General features: G+C 59.4%; 12 protein-coding genes. 1 reads left to right on the top strand and 11 read right to left on the bottom strand.

Annotated elements, in window-relative coordinates; all coding sequences use genetic code 11:
• Nucleotides 1-35 precede the first annotated feature (35 nt).
• Nucleotides 36-1,397, bottom strand: a complete 1,362-nt coding sequence (locus E5J99_RS14525; protein WP_135498538.1) for a dipeptidase — start codon at nt 1,395-1,397, stop codon at nt 36-38.
• A gap of 316 nt (nt 1,398-1,713) precedes the next feature.
• Here E5J99_RS14525 and E5J99_RS14530 point away from each other — a divergent pair, with 316 nt between their 5' ends.
• The gene (locus E5J99_RS14530) at nt 1,714-2,355 is read left to right on the top strand and encodes a DUF3575 domain-containing protein (protein ID WP_135498539.1); all 642 of its coding nucleotides are present in this window, start codon (nt 1,714-1,716) and stop codon (nt 2,353-2,355) included.
• 71 nt (nt 2,356-2,426) lie between these two features.
• Here E5J99_RS14530 and E5J99_RS14535 read toward each other — a convergent pair whose 3' ends face one another.
• The 10 genes from E5J99_RS14535 to uvrA all read right to left on the bottom strand — a co-directional run bounded on the left by E5J99_RS14535 (nt 2,427) and on the right by uvrA (nt 17,466).
• Nucleotides 2,427-2,972 (bottom strand): helix-turn-helix domain-containing protein, encoded by a 546-nt coding sequence (locus tag E5J99_RS14535; RefSeq protein ID WP_135498540.1) that lies wholly within the window; start codon nt 2,970-2,972, stop codon nt 2,427-2,429.
• A gap of 292 nt (nt 2,973-3,264) precedes the next feature.
• Nucleotides 3,265-3,438 (bottom strand): hypothetical protein, encoded by a 174-nt coding sequence (locus E5J99_RS21330; RefSeq protein ID WP_167852148.1) that lies wholly within the window; start codon nt 3,436-3,438, stop codon nt 3,265-3,267.
• Nucleotides 3,439-3,656: 218 nt separating this feature from the next.
• Entirely contained in the window at nt 3,657-4,295 is a 639-nt protein-coding gene (plsY, locus tag E5J99_RS14540; protein WP_135498541.1) for a glycerol-3-phosphate 1-O-acyltransferase PlsY, read from the bottom strand.
• A gap of 465 nt (nt 4,296-4,760) precedes the next feature.
• Complete coding sequence (locus E5J99_RS14545; RefSeq protein ID WP_135498542.1) at nt 4,761-10,124, bottom strand: hypothetical protein; 5,364 nt, start codon at nt 10,122-10,124, stop codon at nt 4,761-4,763.
• Nucleotides 10,125-10,153: 29 nt separating this feature from the next.
• Nucleotides 10,154-10,984: a 50S ribosomal protein L11 methyltransferase gene (prmA, locus tag E5J99_RS14550; protein WP_135498543.1), complete on the bottom strand. Its 831-nt coding sequence runs from the start codon at nt 10,982-10,984 to the stop codon at nt 10,154-10,156.
• Between the two features lie 353 nt (nt 10,985-11,337).
• The gene (locus E5J99_RS14560) at nt 11,338-11,724 is read right to left on the bottom strand and encodes a DUF6150 family protein (RefSeq protein WP_245319006.1); all 387 of its coding nucleotides are present in this window, start codon (nt 11,722-11,724) and stop codon (nt 11,338-11,340) included.
• Nucleotides 11,725-12,162: 438 nt separating this feature from the next.
• Entirely contained in the window at nt 12,163-12,927 is a 765-nt protein-coding gene (tpiA, locus tag E5J99_RS14565; RefSeq protein ID WP_135498544.1) for a triose-phosphate isomerase, read from the bottom strand.
• A gap of 75 nt (nt 12,928-13,002) precedes the next feature.
• Nucleotides 13,003-13,809 (bottom strand): tryptophan-rich sensory protein, encoded by an 807-nt coding sequence (locus tag E5J99_RS22050; RefSeq protein ID WP_135498545.1) that lies wholly within the window; start codon nt 13,807-13,809, stop codon nt 13,003-13,005.
• A gap of 330 nt (nt 13,810-14,139) precedes the next feature.
• Nucleotides 14,140-14,553 (bottom strand): DUF2251 domain-containing protein, encoded by a 414-nt coding sequence (locus tag E5J99_RS14575; RefSeq protein WP_135498546.1) that lies wholly within the window; start codon nt 14,551-14,553, stop codon nt 14,140-14,142.
• A 75-nt stretch (nt 14,554-14,628) separates the two neighbouring features.
• The gene (gene uvrA / locus E5J99_RS14580; protein ID WP_135498547.1) at nt 14,629-17,466 is read right to left on the bottom strand and encodes an excinuclease ABC subunit UvrA; all 2,838 of its coding nucleotides are present in this window, start codon (nt 17,464-17,466) and stop codon (nt 14,629-14,631) included.
• Between the last annotated feature and the right edge of the window lie 251 nt (nt 17,467-17,717).

Genomic DNA, 17,717 nt, shown 5'->3' on the forward strand with positions numbered 1-17,717 from the left:
GTGGGGCTTTTTTAGTTGTCCGGCGCGCGGCACTTCTATTGCATGCTGGCCGCGTAGTTGCGGTAGAAGTGCGGAATGGTTTCGATGCCTTTCAGGAAATTGAACACGCCGTAGTGCTCATTGGGCGAGTGAATGGCATCCGAGTCGAGGCCGAAGCCGAGCAGCACCGTATCGAGGCCCAGCTCGCTCTTGAACATGGCCACAATCGGAATGGAGCCGCCGCCGCGCGTCGGGATGGGACGTTTGCCGAAAGTGGTTTCCATGGCGTCGGCTGCCGCTTTGTAGGCTACCGAGTCGGTGGGCGTTACCACGGGCTCGCCGCCGTGGTGGGGAGTCACCTTCACCGTGACACCGCTGGGCGCGATGCTCTCGAAGTGCTGCTGAAACAGAGCCGTGATTTCGGCGGAAGTTTGGTGCGGCACCAGGCGCATCGATATTTTGGCGTAAGCCTTAGAGGCAATAACGGTTTTGGCTCCCTCGCCGGTGTAGCCGCCCCAGATGCCGTTCACGTCGAGCGTGGGCCGGATGCTGACGCGCTCCAGGGTGCTGTAGCCTTTCTCGCCGTGAATATCGGGCAGGCCGATGCTCTGCTTGAACTCCTCGTCGGAGTGCGGGGCCTTGGCCATTTCAGCCCGTTCTTCGGCCGAAAGCTCCTCTACGTTGTCGTAGAAGGCGGGAATGGTGATATGGTTGTGCTCGTCGTGCAGCGAGGCAATCATCTTGCACAGGATGTTGATGGGGTTAGCCACCGCGCCGCCATACAGGCCCGAGTGCAGGTCGCGGTTGGGGCCCGTTACCTCCACCTCGTGGTAGCTCAGCCCGCGCAGGCCCACCTCGATGCTGGGCGTATCGTTGGCAATCATGCCGGTGTCCGAAATCAGAATCACGTCGGCCTTGAGCTTCTCCTTGTTTTCGCGCACGAAGATGCTCAGGTTGTTGGACCCGATTTCCTCCTCGCCCTCAATCATAATCTTCACGTTGCAGGGCACGCCGCCTTCCTGCATCAGCACCTCAAAGGCCTTCACGTGCATGTATACCTGGCCTTTGTCGTCGCAGGCCCCGCGGGCGTAGATTTTACCATCCTTGATAACGGGCTCGAAGGGCGGCGAAGTCCACAGCTCGTAGGGGTCGGCGGGCTGCACATCGTAGTGGCCATACACGAGCACCGTGGGCAGGGCCGGGTCAATGATTTTTTCGCCGTACACGATGGGGTTGCCGGCCGTTTGGCACAGCTCCACGTTTTCGATGCCCACCTCTTCGAGGCGCGTTTTGAGGTAGTCGGCGGCCCGCAGCACGTCGCCGTGAAACTTAGGATCGGCCGAAACCGAGGGGATGCGCAGCCAGTCGAGCAGCTCGCTCAGGAAACGGTCTTGGTTGCTTTCGAGGTAGGAAGCCATGCAGGATGGGGGTTTGAGAAGAGTACGGCGTAAAAGTAACACGCTCTTGGGGTAAAGCGAGAAGCCACCCGACGCGGGCAGCCGCTAAAGTCTGATCCGCCCTGGCGCGGCGTGGGCCCACGGCGGCGGCAAGCCGTTCAAACCGCTTCTATTCGCTTCTATCCGGCCTTTTGAATACTGCGTAACCGCCGGCCGTCCGCGTCATGCCGGCCGAAATCTTCTTCTGAAAAGTCGGAAAGCTCCCACTTTTCGTTTGCGGTACGCCTTGCTTCTGCCGTGGTTTGGCTCAACCAACGACTCTACCTGCTCCCCTTATATGAAGCACCTTTCCGCTACTACGCTACTGCTCCTGACCCTCGGCCCTGCCGCCCAGGCTCAGGCCCCAGACTCGACCTCGGTGCGCAATACCATCTGGGCGTCGCCGGCGGAGGCATTCTACAAGCAGCAGATAGGCTACGAGCGGTGCCTGAATTCCTCGTATAGCCTGGGAATTCAGGGAGCCAACTACACCGGCTTCAATGGGCAGTACAAGGGCTGGAACCTGACGGTGCTGGCCCGGCGCTACTTTAAAACCCGGTCTACTCAGTTCAGGAGGCAGGCTCCTTTCGGGTTGTATTCCCAGGTGCAGGCATCGGTGTATACGTATGACCAACACCTTACCATCTACCCCGTAAACGGCTCCCGGGATGGCTACGTGGGTATCGACTACCGGTGGCGGGGCATGGGAGCCGGCGTTGGCACCGGCCTGGGATACCGCGTGCCCGTGCTAAAAAAAGCCTTCAGCAGCCATCTTTCGCTTGATACCATGCTCGGGGCTCGCTACTACGCGTGGCCCAAGCCCCAATACGATAAGGCAAAGTATGAGGAAAGGAGCTTTCTGGGCGGCGACGCCGAGTGGTTCTTAGCCGGCCCCGGCTCTTTTTTCTACGGCCTGCTGGCCGTAGGCTACAGCTTCTAGCCGACGAGGCTAAGTGAGGCCCACTGCTTAAGGCCGCTGACGTAAGCTACCCTGCACCACGCGCCCGTCAGTTACAGGAGCGCAGTAGCCGGCGCGGCCAGCGCCTGCCCGAGCAGTTCTGCCTCACGCTCCAGGGCGGCGATGCGGGCACTCAGCAGGATTTGAGCCGTGAGGCCGCACTTGGGCAACCCTATTATAGCATCCTGCTCAAATAGCCGTAGCCAGTCGTTTTCCAGCCCCGCGTGGCGCACCGGGTGGGGCCAGACCCGGAGCTGGGGCAGGGCCGCCAGCCGCGCCTGATACTGCCGGGCCTGGGTTTGCAGGCGGCTCAGCTGCTTGCCCAGGCGGTACACCGCGACCTGGCACTCCAGCTGCCGACGCTGCAACGGCTTAGTGACGGGCGGAGCCAGCGGGGGCGGCACTACCTGTAGCGCAGGCGAAGTACTCATATCCAGATGAGCTACTATCAGGCGACTCATCTGCTGCAGGGCCGCGTAGGGCAAAGCCCGGTGGCCCAGTTCCGCCAGCGTCAGGCTCACGCGGGGAATATTCAGCCAGTTGGCCAGTTCTTCCTGGGTCAGACCATACTGCTCGCGCAACTCCCGGATATCAGACATAGAAGGTAAAATGTGTGAGTCGGAAGGTGCAACATTTTATTAACACAGCAAAAACATGTTACACGACGTGCAACATTTCATTGTTATATCGAAAATATGTTACACGACGTGCAACATATTTAGCGAATGAGTAAGAAATGTTACGGTTGTGAGAGACATACGGGTACGTCATCGGCTGTTCTAGCGACAGTAGCACCGCACAATGTGCTCCTATGCCTCCCCTGCTGGCTAGAACGACAACGCCGCCCGGATTTCTCCAGGGCGGCGCAGGCGACAGAACGTACCACACGGTTTAGTGCGCTTTCACCTTCAGGTCGGTGAAGTCACCGACGAGCTGCAGGTCACATTTCTCGTCGCTTACGTCGGCGTCAGGGTCGCGCTGACCAGGAGCCACCGCGTCGAAGCGGCCACTCGCGAGCTGACGCTTGGCGTCGTAGGCCGTGATGGTGACGTTGCCGGTGAGCACGGGTGTGAGAATGGCCGCTACACCGCGAAGTTCTACTTCGCGACACCCGGCACGGGTCGGCCGCAGCCAGCCGCAACGACTCGCGAAGTGAAACTTCGCGTTACCCGGAGGTGGTACACTGAACCGGAAACGGCCCTAAAATCGAGCCCCCCCTCAGGCTACTTCCTAAACAGCTTCTTGGTTTCCGGTAGCTCGGTAGCGCGAACTTTATCAAGAATTTACTTGCGCCCAAACAGCGGCACGCGACTCTCGGTGCCGGACCGCAGCCGTCCGATGTTGGCGCGGTGGGTGTAAATCAGCAGGGCGGCCAGCACGAAGCCAAAGACGAGCAGCAGCGAATTGTCGGGGCGGAACGGGGGCAGCAGCTGGAGCAGGGCGAAGGCCACGCCGGCCGACATGGAGGCCAGGGACACGTAGCGGAACAGGAAAAGCATCAGCAGGAACACCAGGATGCAGACGCCCACCGTGGCTGGGGCAATGGCCAGCATCATGCCCAGCACCGTGGCCACGCCCTTGCCCCCCCTGAACTGCGCGAAAACCGGGTAGATGTGGCCCACCACGGCCAGCACTCCGCAGGCCAGCTGAAAGTAAAGCAGCTGATCGGGCCGGATGGCCCCTTGGTTCAGCATTACGGTGGCCATCATGGTGGCGGCCCAGCCCTTGAGCACATCGATGGCCATGACGACGGAACCCGGCTTTTTGCCCAGTACCCGGAAGGTGTTGGTCGCCCCGGCATTGCCGGAACCGTGCTCCCGGATATCGAGGCCAAAGAAGCGCCGCCCCACCCACAGCGCGGTAGGAATGGAGCCGAGCAGATACGCAGCCACGAGCAGGGCCAGGACAATGGGAAGGTTCATAGAGGGCAGGACGAAAGGCCGCCAAAGATAACCGGCTTCGGGAGGCTTGTACGCAATTTTTCCGGGCCGCGCCGTTCCGCCAGGCGCAGCCCTGCTGTAGTGCTCCTAAGTTTCGGAAACCCATCCGTCATGTCGAACGGCGTGAGACATCTCGCGTGCAGCAGTAATCAGATTACCTTGGCAACGTCAGCACGCGAGATGTCTCACGCCGTTCGACATGACGTTCTGATTTCTAGGAACGTGTTTGGGATTATTCAAAAACACCGACTCCGTCATGCTGAGCGCAGTCGAAGCATCTCTACCGCAAGGGTAATCAGGTTACTTTGGCGGTAGAGATGCTTCGACTGCGCTCAGCATGAGGCGAAAAGTATAATCCCAAACACGTTCTAAGCCGGACTCTACCCCAAAAAACAGCCCCGCGCCGGATACCGGGCGGGGCTGTTGCGATGAGAAGAACTGAGAAGCTTAGGAGTCGCCGAAGGGGTCGTCCTCGTTTTTCTTCTTCTTTTTCTCGGCTTCTTTGGCCTTTTTCTCTTCCTCTTTCTTGAGCTTTTCGGCCTCCTTGGCTTTCTTCTCCTCTTCCTTTTTCAGCTGCGCGGCGTCCTTGCCGGTATCGACTGGTGCGTCGGTAGGCGGCGTGGCCTCGTCGGCTACTTCGTCTTTCTTCTTTTTCTTTTTGCCGGTGTCTTCGGTGGGCATGTCGGCAGCGGGGTCGGGCGTGGTGGCGGCATCCACGGCGGCATCCTTATCCTTCTTTTTCTTTTTGGTTTCTTCTACCGGGGCGTCGGCGGCGGGCTGGGTGCTTTCCTCGAGAGCAGCGTCATCCTTGGCCTTCTTCTTCTTTTTCTTGTCTTCCATGAAGTCGAAGCTGCCCTCGCTCACGGGGCGGGCGGCAGCGGCTTTGGGCTTGCTGTTGTCGCCGAGGTAGTCTTTGCGGAAGTGCCGCGTGAAGAGCTCTTTCTCCTGCTCGTCGCCGAGGTAGAAGCCGTACTCCGTGGCCGTGTTGTAGTCACCCTTGGCCTTGAAGCCGATGATTTCGTCGTAGGAGCCGTGCTGGGCCTTGGTGAGCAGCACGTTGTTGGAGTAGCGGATGTGATACCAGGTCTGGGGCTCGGCTTCGAGGTACATTTCCACCGCGTCGCCGGTAGCTTCCTTCTTGATTTCGATGTAGCCGTCAATCAGGGCATTAATGTCCTTTTTGCCGACGCTCACCAAGCCAATTTTGCCCACCGAGTACCAGGCCTTGAACTTATCGGACCAGCGCAGCTCGACCTTGTTCAGTACCAGCGTGTGCAGGAACTTGGCCGACACTTTTTGCAGCGGCGTGTAGCCGCCCTTGCGGTCGACGTAGTTCTGCACGGCCCTGCTGCCCACAAACTCGCCCATCTTGTAGAGCAGCGCCGGGGAGCCGTCCAGGGCCTCCGAGAGGCCTTTGGTGTTGGTAGCCATATCGGCCGCCATAGCCTCCACGGCTTTTTCGGGAATGTTGATATCAAGCGTCATGAACGTATCCAGCTTGTAGATACCACTGTCGGGCTTGGCATAGCCCAGGCCCGCCGCCGTCAGGTTGTAGTCCTTGTTGGAGTTGATGAGTTGGATTTTGCCCCGGAAGTCCATGGCCGACGTCGAGTCGTGGAAGGTCATCACGCTGCCCTCGTAGATGTTCGGGTCCGAGAGGTCGTTGCGGGTAATGGTATAGTTGCCTTTTTTGGCATCAAAGCTCAGCGCTCCGTCTACCTGAAACATATTCATGTCGGTGATGCCGGGCTTGGTAGCGACAAACAGCGGGTAGACCTTGGAGGAGGCATCGGACAGGAACAGGCCCGACACCATCGGCGTGCCGTCGCCCGACTTGGGCTCGATCAGCTTGATGCGGATGCCTTTGGGGTCGATACTGTCCTGCACCGAGAACCACTCGGCCGAGGCCGTTTGCTTGCTGAACTCCAGCCGGCTCTGCCCGTCGAAGGTGAAGCCGCGCTTCTGCGAGTTCAGGTTCACGGCGCCCCGGTAAGCAATGCGCGGGGCCAGGTGAAACTTGTCGGTGGCCTGAATGGTGGCCACCGCCGTGGTAGGCGGCGCAAACGGCGTGTCGTCGTCCTTCTTCTTAAGCAAGCCTTTGCCGCCCTTGCCGCCGCTGTTTTTGCGGCTGCCGGCATTGGCTACGGCGGCCGAGTCGACGGCGAAGTTGGTAAACTTAATGGCGAAGGAGTCGGCCGAGGCATTCTTGTAGCTATACAAGGCATTGCCCATAAAGGCCGTGCGCGACTGCACCTTGATTTCGCCCTTGTACAGGTTGTGGTACTTGGCCAGCGTGTCCATCGTGATGCGCGCATTCTGGAAAGCCCGCATCTGGGCCCCGGCCAGCACGTACACTTTGTTGCTGTCGGGCTCAATCCAGGCGTCGGCGGCGGCAATGTAGGGCACGCCACCCGCTACGAGGCGGTAGCGGCTCAGGTCGTACTGGCCGGTGCTGGCCCGGAACTTCAACCCTTTCTGACTGGGCTTGGTAGAGTAGAAGTAGGAGCGCGACGAGTCGGCCCCGGCGGCGACGCGCATCTGCACTATTTTTTTCTTGAAGTCCCACTTACCGCCGCTCAGCGTGGTGCGGTATTCCGTGTAAGGCAGTTCGATGCTGGCCTTGCTGCCCTCCTCCCGCGAGAAGTCGGCGAAGCCCTGCCTGATGTTGTAGTTGAATGCCACCTCGTTGGCCGTCAGCGCCGGCTTGTTGGCCTCCGCCGATTTGATATTCAGCGTCGACCTTTTACCGGCGTAGCTGGTCGGCTTAAACACAAATTGCGGCGAGCGGATGAAGGACTGCGGCCCTTCCATGCGGCCGTCGCCGTAGAGGCCGCCGGGCGTCAGAATGGCCGTGCCCTTGTAGGTGTAGTCGCCGGCATAAAACTTCATGGGCTGGCCGTCGCGCTGGGTGCTCAGGTACATCGAGTCGGCTTTTACCACCCACTTCATCTGGTAGCCCGGCAGCAGCGATACTTTGGCAAACTCGACCCCGTTGAGCGGCCCCTGCGCGATGGTCGCCGTTTTACCGACCGTCACCACCGAGTCGCGGTAGAAAATGAACTGGTCGCTGAACAGGTCGCCGGTGAGGTATTTCACCTCCCCAATGCCCTGAATACCACGGTTGCTCATCATCACCTTGTTGAACAGTCGCGCCTTGCCGCCATACACAGGGAAGCCCTCCTTGGGTACATCGTACACGAAGCCCAGGGAGCCGTCGTCCTGCAGGCTCAGCTTGGTTTTGAATTCCGGCATGATGCCGCCCGAAACGAACGTCCCCTTAAAGCCCACCGCCGAGCGGTTTTTGTTGTTCAGAGAGTCAATCTTGAAGGGCGGAATATCGAAGTACACCGTCGTGTCGTAGGCTCCACCAAGTACTTCGGGCTTGTCGAAAAACACATAGGCACCCGTCGAAGCATCGAACGAGGGGAAAGCACCGAGCCGCTTACGGCCCGACTTATTGTTGGGCGCGTTGATATAGAGGCGACCCGCCGAGGTTTTTTTCTTGTTGGTCAGGGTGAAGTCGGTATCCTTGCGGGCCTTCATCACCGAGCCTTTCGAGCCCTTGCCCTTCACGATGATGGAGTCAATCTTGACCAGATCGACATAAAAGCCGTCGTAGTCGAAGCGGAATTCCTTGCCTTTGAAAATAAACGCGGAGGCCACTACGGTGCCGTTGAACAACACGGCCCGGTTTTTCTGAATCCGGATGATGCTGCTGTCCGGCTTTACGAACACCGTCACGGAGTCGTCGGAGAAGTTGAACCGGTCGACGCCGCGCACAATCAGGTCGTTGGTGGCCAGGTTGAGCGTGGCATTTTTGCCCGAAGGCGACAACGAGCGAATAGCAATGTGGTCGTAGTCCTTCTTGCCCCGCGACGAGTTGACGTAGTGCATGGCCTTGGGCAGCAGCACAATCTGCTCGGTCTGCGGATTCCATTGCACGTAGCCATCCTTGGCCAGGCCCGCCACGGCCGAGCGCACGTTGGGTTCCTTCACCTTCAGCGCCTGGGCTACATCCTGCACCGAAAAGGTTTTGGCGTTGCCGTTCTGCTGGCTATAGCCCACCACCAGCTGCAAGGGGTGCAGCTTGTTGATGCCCTTGATCTGCTGGTAGCGGGTATTGGTGTAGAATTCCTTGGACTCGAAGTTAGCCGTCACCTGGTTTTTCGCCGTCAGAATGGCCAGGTTGATGTAGGGCGTACGCAGCGGCCAGGTCAGCAGCTCCGTCGCAATTTCCATCTGGTGGTAAGAGTCAGTATAGGGCGTGGTTTTATACAGGCCGTCTTCGCGGGCCAGCTGCAGCACCTGCCGGGTCTTGGAGTAGCGCAGCTTCACGCCGGGGTGCGTCAGCGAGTCGCTCTTGTCCTGAAAGATGGTGACGGCGGCGCGGTCGGCCGAAATCAGCGTGTCACCGAGCAGGTACGCCCGCGACGACGCCCGAAACTTGGTTTTGCCATCCACGTCCACGATGATGCGCGAGAGGCTGCCATCGAGTGAGGCGCTGAGCGTGCGGGCGCCGGCCAGGGAAAAGCCGCCGAAGTAGCGAATATTTTCCCCGATATTCTTGACCCGGGCATCGTTGGTGAGCGAAATGAAGCGCGGGTAGCCGGTATCGGTAGCCCCTACTTTTTTCTTCACGCTCTTATAAGAGAAAGCGCCCTGAATAGGTGCTTCCAGCACGGCCGGATACGTCAGCGTAATCGGTTCGGCGGTAATTTCCGCTTTGCCCATGTCGAAATCGTAGTTGACGAAGTCGGCCGTCACCAGATTCTGCTTCACCGACCACACGTATTGTCCCCCCTGCCCGATAAAGCGGTTGGTGCCGGGCACTACTACGCCACTGGTTTTGCGCAGAAAAATAGAGTCGCCGGCGGTAGCCATAAATAGGTCGGCATCCTTCACCAGCAGCACCGGCCCGCGCGTGGGCGGCGCTACATACGAATCGTAATAGGCCGGGGCAGGCTCAAATACCGGCTCGGGCTCGGGTTCTTTAATGGGCGCGGTACCCTTGGCCGGCGCTTTGGCTACCGGCTTTTTCTTGGGGGCTCCCCAGCCGTCGTTGCCCCAGCCGCCGCCGGTGTCCCACACGTCGGCCGTATCCCAGCCATCACTCTTCTTTTTCTTGGGAGCCGCCGGCTTGGGGGCGGGCTTGCCGGGCGTGGTTGGCAGCGGCTGGGTCACTACGGCAGCGGCCGGCGGCGCGGGCCGGGGCGCGGGCGTCGGCTGGGGCATATCCACCTCGTTGTAGGCGAAGCTGAACGTGCCGCCAATGACCCGTAGCGTGTTGTAGCGGGATTTGTAGAGCGTTTTGGTATCCAGAAACTGGCCCGCGCTGATCAGAAACTTCTCGGCATTGGCTACTGTCTCCCGGTTCACGGTTTTCACCACCACTTCCAGAAACTCGTCCATCTGCTTGTCGGACAAGTTCTGCACGGTGGCGCCGGCCGTAATGGCCGTGTAGAAGCCTTCCATCGCCGGGCGGGGCTTGTACTTGCGTAACAGCATCTGCTGCGAAATTTCCACGATGCGGCCCTGCTGGGTAGCCGTGAGCTTGTTGCTGGCCCACAGTTGCTGCAGGCGCGCCCCGGCCGCCTTGGAAGCCGCGTTATTGGTAGTCGCCATCATCGACTGCACATCGATGATAAACTGCGCGGGTTCCTTGGACAGCTTGCCCGTAAACTTCGGCAGCGCCTGAGCCGCCGGGGCAGCGGGCTGTTGTTTGGAAGGTGGCGTTTTGGTTTGTTGGGCCCAGGCCGGTACGCTTAGGCTCAACACCACCGCGCATAGCCACCCAAAAGCAAGTTGCTTCATACTTTTTCCGTCAAGACCTGGTACGACGGCTACAATTTCGTGAAAATCGCCGAAACCCAATTATTCTTGGTTCGGTGTGACTGATAGACCAATGCGTGTTTGGTCGCCTCGGCTTCAATCTTGGATAAATCCTCTTGGTAAAAGCCACTGAATAAAATAGGACGCCCCTTCGGCAGCAAGGCTGCGTAGGCGTGCATGTCTTCCAGCAGCACATTGCGGTTGATGTTGGCCAGAATGATATCGAAAGGCGCTTCGCCTTCCAGTACTTCGACGCCACCCAGCCGGCACTCAATATTCGTGCAGTTATTTTCGGCCGCGTTGTCGGCGGCGTTTTCCACCGTCCAGGGCTCCACATCCACGGCCAGCACTTCGCGGGCCCCGAGGTGCACGGCCATGATGGCCAGAATGCCCGTGCCGCAGCCCATATCCAGCACCCGCAGACCTTGGTGGTCGTTGTCGAGCTGGTTTTCAATCATAAGGGCCGTGGTTTCGTGGTGGCCGGTGCCGAAAGACATGCGCGGCATAATCACGATTTCGTAGTCCAGGCCCTCCGGCTTTTCGTGGAACGGCGCCCGCACCGACACCCGCTCGGCAATGATGAGGGGCTGAAAGTTCTTTTCCCACTCGGCATTCCAGTTTTGGCGCGTAATCACGCGGTGCTCGTAGCCCAGCTCGCCCAGGCCTTCGTAACGGCTCATCACCTCGGCCACGGCGTCGGGGTTGAAGTCGCCCTCGCCGATGTAGGCACAAAATCCTTCGTCGTTGTCCTCGAAGGTATCGTAGCCCACTTCGGCCAGCTCGGCTACCAGAATATCAGCTAATTCACGGGGGGCTTGTACGCGTACTTCTACAAAATCCATCTTAATAGTCGTTGAGGCGGGAGAAGCGAAAGGTGCCTCTCGGGTTAAGATGCAAGTTCGCACGAAAAAACCGGCGAACAGCAACTCAGCCTCTTATCGGCGGTCCTGCGCAACAGCGGCTGGTGCTCCGGCGGTTCCCACCGCCCGGGAGTTAGCGCCACGCTTGCTAGTTGCTACCAGCAGCGCGGGCTGCTTTATCATTGCACGCTCCACCCCGTTGCCAACAAATGCCCGCCGCACCGCCCTACCCACAGCCAATACCTGAAGCTGCTAGCGTAATGTGGCTAGCTTCTCAAAGCAAAAAAGCCCCTCCCGTAGTTTCGGAAGGGGCTTTTTTGTGTCTGATGAAGCTATTACTGCTTGCGGCAGCCGGCAAACGAGCGGGAATCAGTGTAATGAATGTAAAAGTCGGCCAGGGCACGGTTGTCGGTCACGTAGAGCATGTAGTCGGCGAAGTCGCGGGTGGGCGTTTGGTACCAGAATCCGGCTTTGTCGGCAAACAGCTTGTTGTCTTCCTTGTACACCAGCAAGTCGGCGAAGGCTTCCTCGGGTTCCAGATACACCGTGGCAAAGCAGTAGCTGCGCCGGACGGGGTCGGTTTCCAGGTAAATGGAGCCATAAATCCGGCACGGATCGATGGAGCCGACGGGCGCAACGGTCGCCGCTACGAAGGGCACGCGGGGCGCGGCCCGGAAGGGATTCAGGGCCAGCAAGCCGGACAACAGTAGGAAAATCAGCATGTCGTAGAGAACTCAGAAGGTAGTGCGTAGCTCGGAAAGGAAGTGTTGGCAAAGATGCTGCCAGCACTACGGCTAACACCCAGGTCTACGTTCTGCACGGCGCATAATACTGCCGAAACGAAAACCAAGCCCGACCTGCTTGATCTGGTGTCCGCGCAGGCGGAGCAGCTTGCGTGCTTGCGTCTGAGGAGTACTACTCATACGTCAGCACGCAAGATGTCTCGCGTTGCTCGACAAGACGTTCTTTTTTCCTACGGTCCCCAGTGCCTAGGGCGCGTGGACAGCAATCGAAAAAGTAGTCCTGAATGCTTTTTGAACGTCATGTCGAGCAACGCGAGACATCTCGCGTGCGGTCGTTGGATGACTACTCATACGTCAACACGCAAGATGTCTCGCGTTGCTCGACAAGAGGTTCTTTTTTCCTACGGTCCCCAGTGCCTAGAACGACTTAATAATCTCGGTGAAGTCGCGCGACTTGAGCGAGGCGCCACCGATGAGGCCGCCATCTACGTCGGGCTGGCTGAACAGTTCCCGGGCGTTTTGGGCATTGGCCGATCCGCCGTAGAGGATGGTGGTATTCAGCGCTGCTTCGGCATCGTACGCGCGGGCAATCTGCTCCCGAATGAAGGCGTGTACTTCCTGGGCCTGCTGGCTGGTAGCCGTTTTGCCGGTGCCGATGGCCCAGATGGGCTCGTAGGCTACCACTACCTGCGCAAACTCCTCGTTGGAAAGGTGAAACAGGCCATTCTGGAGCTGAGCCGCCAGATATTCGAATGTTTCGTCGGCTTCGCGCGTCTCCAAAGATTCGCCGATGCAGAAGATGGGCTTCAGGCCGGCGGCCAGCACGGCTTTCAGCTTCTGGCTGAGCAGCTCATCGTCTTCGCGGAAATACTGCCGCCGCTCGGAGTGGCCCAGAATCACGTACTCCACGCCCACCGAGTGCAGTTGCTTTGCTGAAACCTCGCCGGTGTAGGCACCGCTCTCCTTCTGGTGGCAGTTCTGGGCTCCCAAGTGAATAGGACCGCCGGCGACCAGCAGCTTACCAATGGAATGCAGGAACGGCGCGGGCGGCGCAAGCACCACTTCCACGTTGGCGGCCAGCGTTTCGTCGGCTACCATATTCGTAATTTCCGAAACCAGGGCGAGGCCGTCCTGGTAGGTCATGTTCATTTTCCAGTTGCCGGCAACGATATTCTTACGCATAGAGGAGGATTGGGAGGGAGATGAATCGTTTCGCCGCAAAGAAACGACAATTCGTCCGAGCGGCCTGCGGCCCAGCTAGCGGATGCGCTTGTGCCGCTTGTGCCGCTTGCGCAGGCCCAATACCGCGCTGCCCACCGCCACCACCACCGCGCCGGCCAGCGCCGCCCAGCCCAGCTCCGAGTATTCGACTCGCCGCGCCACCCAAATGGCTACCAGCGCCCACACCACCGCCGCCGAAAAGACCACTTCATACTTCACGTTGCTGATTACCAGCGCCAGGCCCACTACCAATGCCAGCAGCAGCAGCGTGAGCAGCACGGTGATATTGGTGGGCGTCTGCCAGCCCAGCTCCCGCAGGCCAATGGTGATGTTGAGGACCGAGGCCACCGAAATCCAGCCCAGATACAGGGCCAACGGCATGCTGGTCCAGCGCGGGGCTTTGCGCGCCAATACCTGCCGATGAGCCCGCCCATACGCGACGATGAGAGCGACCAGAATGACGAGCATCATGGCCACGCTGGCTTCGATGAGTTCGTAGGCAAACAGCACAACCCAGGCAGCCGTGGCTCCGCTGGCCACCGTGAGCGGCTGAGCCACCACATCGGGCAAACGCGTATGCCGCTGCGCCGGCAGCAGCTGCCAGATGGCGTAGATGGTCAGAGCCAGGAAAATAAGCCCCCAGATGCTGAAGGCATAGCCCGCCGGGGTCAGTAGCGTTGGATATTTAGCTGATACGGCTCCCATCGTTTGCCCATTGAAGGGATGCGTGTTGGCCCAGTAATTCAGACCAATATTGCCTAGGATACTCAGGGCAGCCAGCCAACGCCGGGTAGCAGCGGGGGCAGCAGTGCGCAGTCGAATAGTCGTATCAGCAGATGCCATACAGTAGCGGCAGGGGCGGAAATGTGGGAGTTGCCGCCTGCCAGGGTGGGTTGTAGGGCAATTTTACGAAATAATAAACGGCTCAGATTTCCGCCCGTTTTAGGCAAAAAACGATAAAGCTGTTTAGGAAGTCCAGAGAACGTCATGCTGAGCTTGTCGAAGCATCTCTACCGCTTCGTTGAACGACTCCTACGAAACGGTAGAGATGCTTCGCCAAGCTCAGCATGACCGCCTATCCAGCTATGCTTTAGCGTACTTGTAGGGCAACTCCAAAACCCATAAAAAGCGCACGTACGGCGGCCTGAACCAAGGTTTTTGCCCAGGCTCTCACTAGGCCGCGAAATATTTCTCGACCAGCTCATCGGTTAGCTCGCGGGAGCCGGGCTGGTTGTTTTTCGCGGGCGGAAAGGCGTTGCGGCAAAATCCCATCCGGCGCTGAAAGTCGTAGAGCGCGTGGCAATAGCCGCCAATAATGAGTACCGCCGCGCTCTGGGCTTCGTCCCAAAAAATCTGGGCGGTGACGGGTGCCCCCCGGTCCTGCACATCCTCGACGTTGTAGATGTGCAGCGCATCCAGAATCTCCAGCTCCTCGCCGTTGCGCAGGGCATAGAGGTAGCCGGTGGTGCCATCGTCCTCAAACATGACTTCGAACTCGTGGTTGCTGGCCGTGCTGCTGAGCAGCTGATTTTCCTGGCCCGGCTCGGGCTCCCCCACCTTTATTTGCTCTTCGGCACCTAGTATCATAGTCGCTTCAATCAAAAAGGAGCCGCCTTTCGGGGCGGCTCCTTTGGTTTTTACGGAAAACGCAGCCAGTTGGGCTTACAGCTTTTCGGCCAGGAAACGCGCCGTGTGGTTGGTGTCCTGGTGGGCCAGCATTTCCTCGGGCGTGCCCTCGAACAGCAGGTGGCCGCCGTTGGTACCGCCTTCCGGCCCCAGGTCAATCAGCCAGTCGGCGCACTTAATGATGTCCATATTATGCTCGATGATGAGCACCGAGTTGCCCTGCTCAATCAGCGCATTGAGGGCTTTGAGCAGCTTGGCAATGTCGTGGAAGTGCAGGCCGGTGCTGGGCTCATCGAAGATGAACAGGATTTTATCCTGCTGTAATGTGGCCCCTTTGGTCAGGAAGCTGGCCAGCTTCACGCGTTGGGCCTCGCCGCCCGAGAGCGTATTGGCCGACTGCCCCAGCCGGATGTAGCCCAGGCCCACATCGTCGAGCGGCCGGAGACGCTCGGCTACTTTGGGCTGGCCTTTGAAGAACTCTACGGCGTCGGCCACGGTCATGTTCAGCACGTCATCAATGCCTTTTTCCTGGAACTTCACGTCCAGAATATCCTGCTTGAACTTGCGGCCGCCGCAGCTTTCGCACGTCAGGTAGATATCGGCCATGAACTGCATTTCGATTTTCACCTGGCCTTCGCCCTGGCACACCTCGCAGCGGCCACCCTCGATGTTGAAGCTGAAGTGCGACGGTTTCAGGCCCCGGGCCTTGGCCAACGGCTGCTCCGAAAACAGCGTCCGGATGGCGTCGTAGGCCTTCACGTAGGTCACCGGGTTCGAGCGGCTGCTCTTGCCGATGGGGTTCTGGTCGACGAACTCGACGTGCGACACCTGCCCGTTCACGCCCATCAGGCGGTCGAACTTGCCGGTGGCTTCGCCCGCGCCGCCGCCGAGCTGCTTGGCTACGGCCGGGGCCAGAATGCGCTTCACCAGCGTCGACTTGCCCGAGCCCGATACGCCCGTCACGACGGTCATCACGCCGAGCGGAAACTTGACGTTGACGTTTTTCAGGTTGTTTTCGCGCGCCCCGGTTACTTCCAGCGCGTTGCGCCACGGCCGCCGAATCAGGGGCACTTTCACTTCCATCAGCCCACTCAGGTACTTGCCCGTGTAGGTCGTCGTGTTCTTCAGAATCTCCGGATACGTGCCCTGGAACATCAGCAGCCCCCCGCCCGTGCCCGCCTCGGGCCCGATATCGATAATCTGGTCGGCCTGCTCCATCATCTTCTCCTCGTGCTCCACCACAATCACCGTATTGCCGAGCTTCTGCAAGGAGCGCAGCACCCCAATCAGCTGCTCGGCATCTTTGGGGTGCAGGCCAATGCTAGGCTCATCGAGAATGTACATGGAACCCACCAGAGCCGAGCCGAGCGAAGTAGCCAACGAAATGCGCTGCGACTCGCCGCCCGAAAGCGTGCTGCTCAGCCGGTTCAGGGTCAGGTAGCCCAGGCCCACGCGGTGCAGGTAGCCCAGCCGGTTGGTAATTTCGGTACTCAGGCGCTCGGCTACCTTCATGTCGTGCTCCGAAAGGGCCAGGTTTTCGAAGAAATCGAGGGCTTTGCTGATCGGCAGCAGCACAATATCGGTGATGCTTTGCGCGCTGATGGTCACGTACTGCGCGTCTTTGCGCAGGCGCGTGCCCCGGCAGTCGGGGCAGGTAGTGCGGCCCCGGTAGCGGCTTTGCAGCACCCGGTACTGGATTTTGTGCGTTTGGGTGCTCACCCACTTAAAGTAGTCGTCGAGGCCGTCGAAGTACTTGTTGCCCTTCCAGAGCAGGGTGCGCTCGGCTTCGCTCAACTCATTGTAGGGCCGGTGAATGGGAAAGTCGAAGCGAATGCCGTTTTTGAGCAGCGGCTTGAGCCATTCGCTCTGCTTATCGGTGCGCCAGGGCGCAATGGCTCCTTCGTACACCGTCAGGCTTTTGTCGGGAACAACGAGGTCCTCATCAATGCCCAATACAGAGCCGAACCCTTCGCAGGTCTGGCAGGCACCGTAGGGGTTGTTGAAGGAGAAAAAGTTGACGTTGGGCTCCTCGAACACCAGGCCGTCGAGCTCGAACCGGTCGGAGAACGTACGGGTTTCCTCGTCCAGCCGAATGAGGCAAGTGCCGTGGCCCTCAAAAAACGCGGTTTGCACCGAGTCGGAAAGCCGGAACTGCAGGTCTTCGTCGCCGGGCCGGATAACGGCGCGGTCAATCATGATGTACACGTCGCCTTTCACCTCGGGCTTGCCTTCCCCGATCAGGTCTTCGATGAAGGCCGTTTCGTCGCCGTTCACCACCACGCGGCTGTAGCCCTTCTGGAGCAGCAAGTCCAGCTCCTTGCTCATCGGGCGCCCGTCTTCGGAGGGCAGCAGCGGAGCCAATATCATCACGCGGGTGCCATCGGCCAGGCCGAACAGGTAGTCCACGACGTCGGCCACGGTGTCTTTGCGCACCTGCTCGCCGCTGACGGGCGAAAACGTGCGGCCCACGCGGGCAAACAGCAGCTTGAGGTAGTCGTAAATCTCGGTGCTGGTGCCGACGGTGGAGCGGTTGTTCTTGATGCTGACCTTCTGCTCGATGGCAATAGCCGGCGAAATACCCCGGATATAGTCCACGTCGGGCTTGTCCATGCGGCCCAGAAACTGGCGGGCGTAGGAGCTTAGGCTCTCTACGTACATGCGCTGGCCTTCCGCGTACAGCGTGTCGAAGGCCAGGCTCGACTTGCCCGAGCCCGACAGGCCCGTGACGACGATAAACTTATTGCGCGGCAGGGCCACGCTCAGGTTTTTGAGGTTGTGCACCCGCGCATTCTTGATCAGAATGAACTCGCGCGGGTCGAGCTGGTCAATCGGGTCGGCGGCGGGAGCTGCTACTTGTAAAGATTCTTTGGCCATAGAAAGCTGAAACAGCCGAAGCAACCGGGAAGGTTTCCGCCGCGGCAATTAGACCGCCGAAGGTACGGCGCAGGCAGGCAGATTTGTTGTATCCGGCAAAAGTTAGTGGCCTTTTATCGGCCCGTTGCTGAAGCGCAAGCATGGTTTCAGCGCTACCGTAGGCTTACCGCCGGGCCTGCGAGGCCAGCCGAAAATGACATTTATCATAATCGGCAGCGGGCCTGCCCTCTACTTTTGAGCATGCGTATGAG

The organism is Hymenobacter elongatus, from assembly GCF_004745955.1.
Classification (GTDB): Bacteria; Bacteroidota; Bacteroidia; order Cytophagales; family Hymenobacteraceae; genus Hymenobacter; species Hymenobacter elongatus.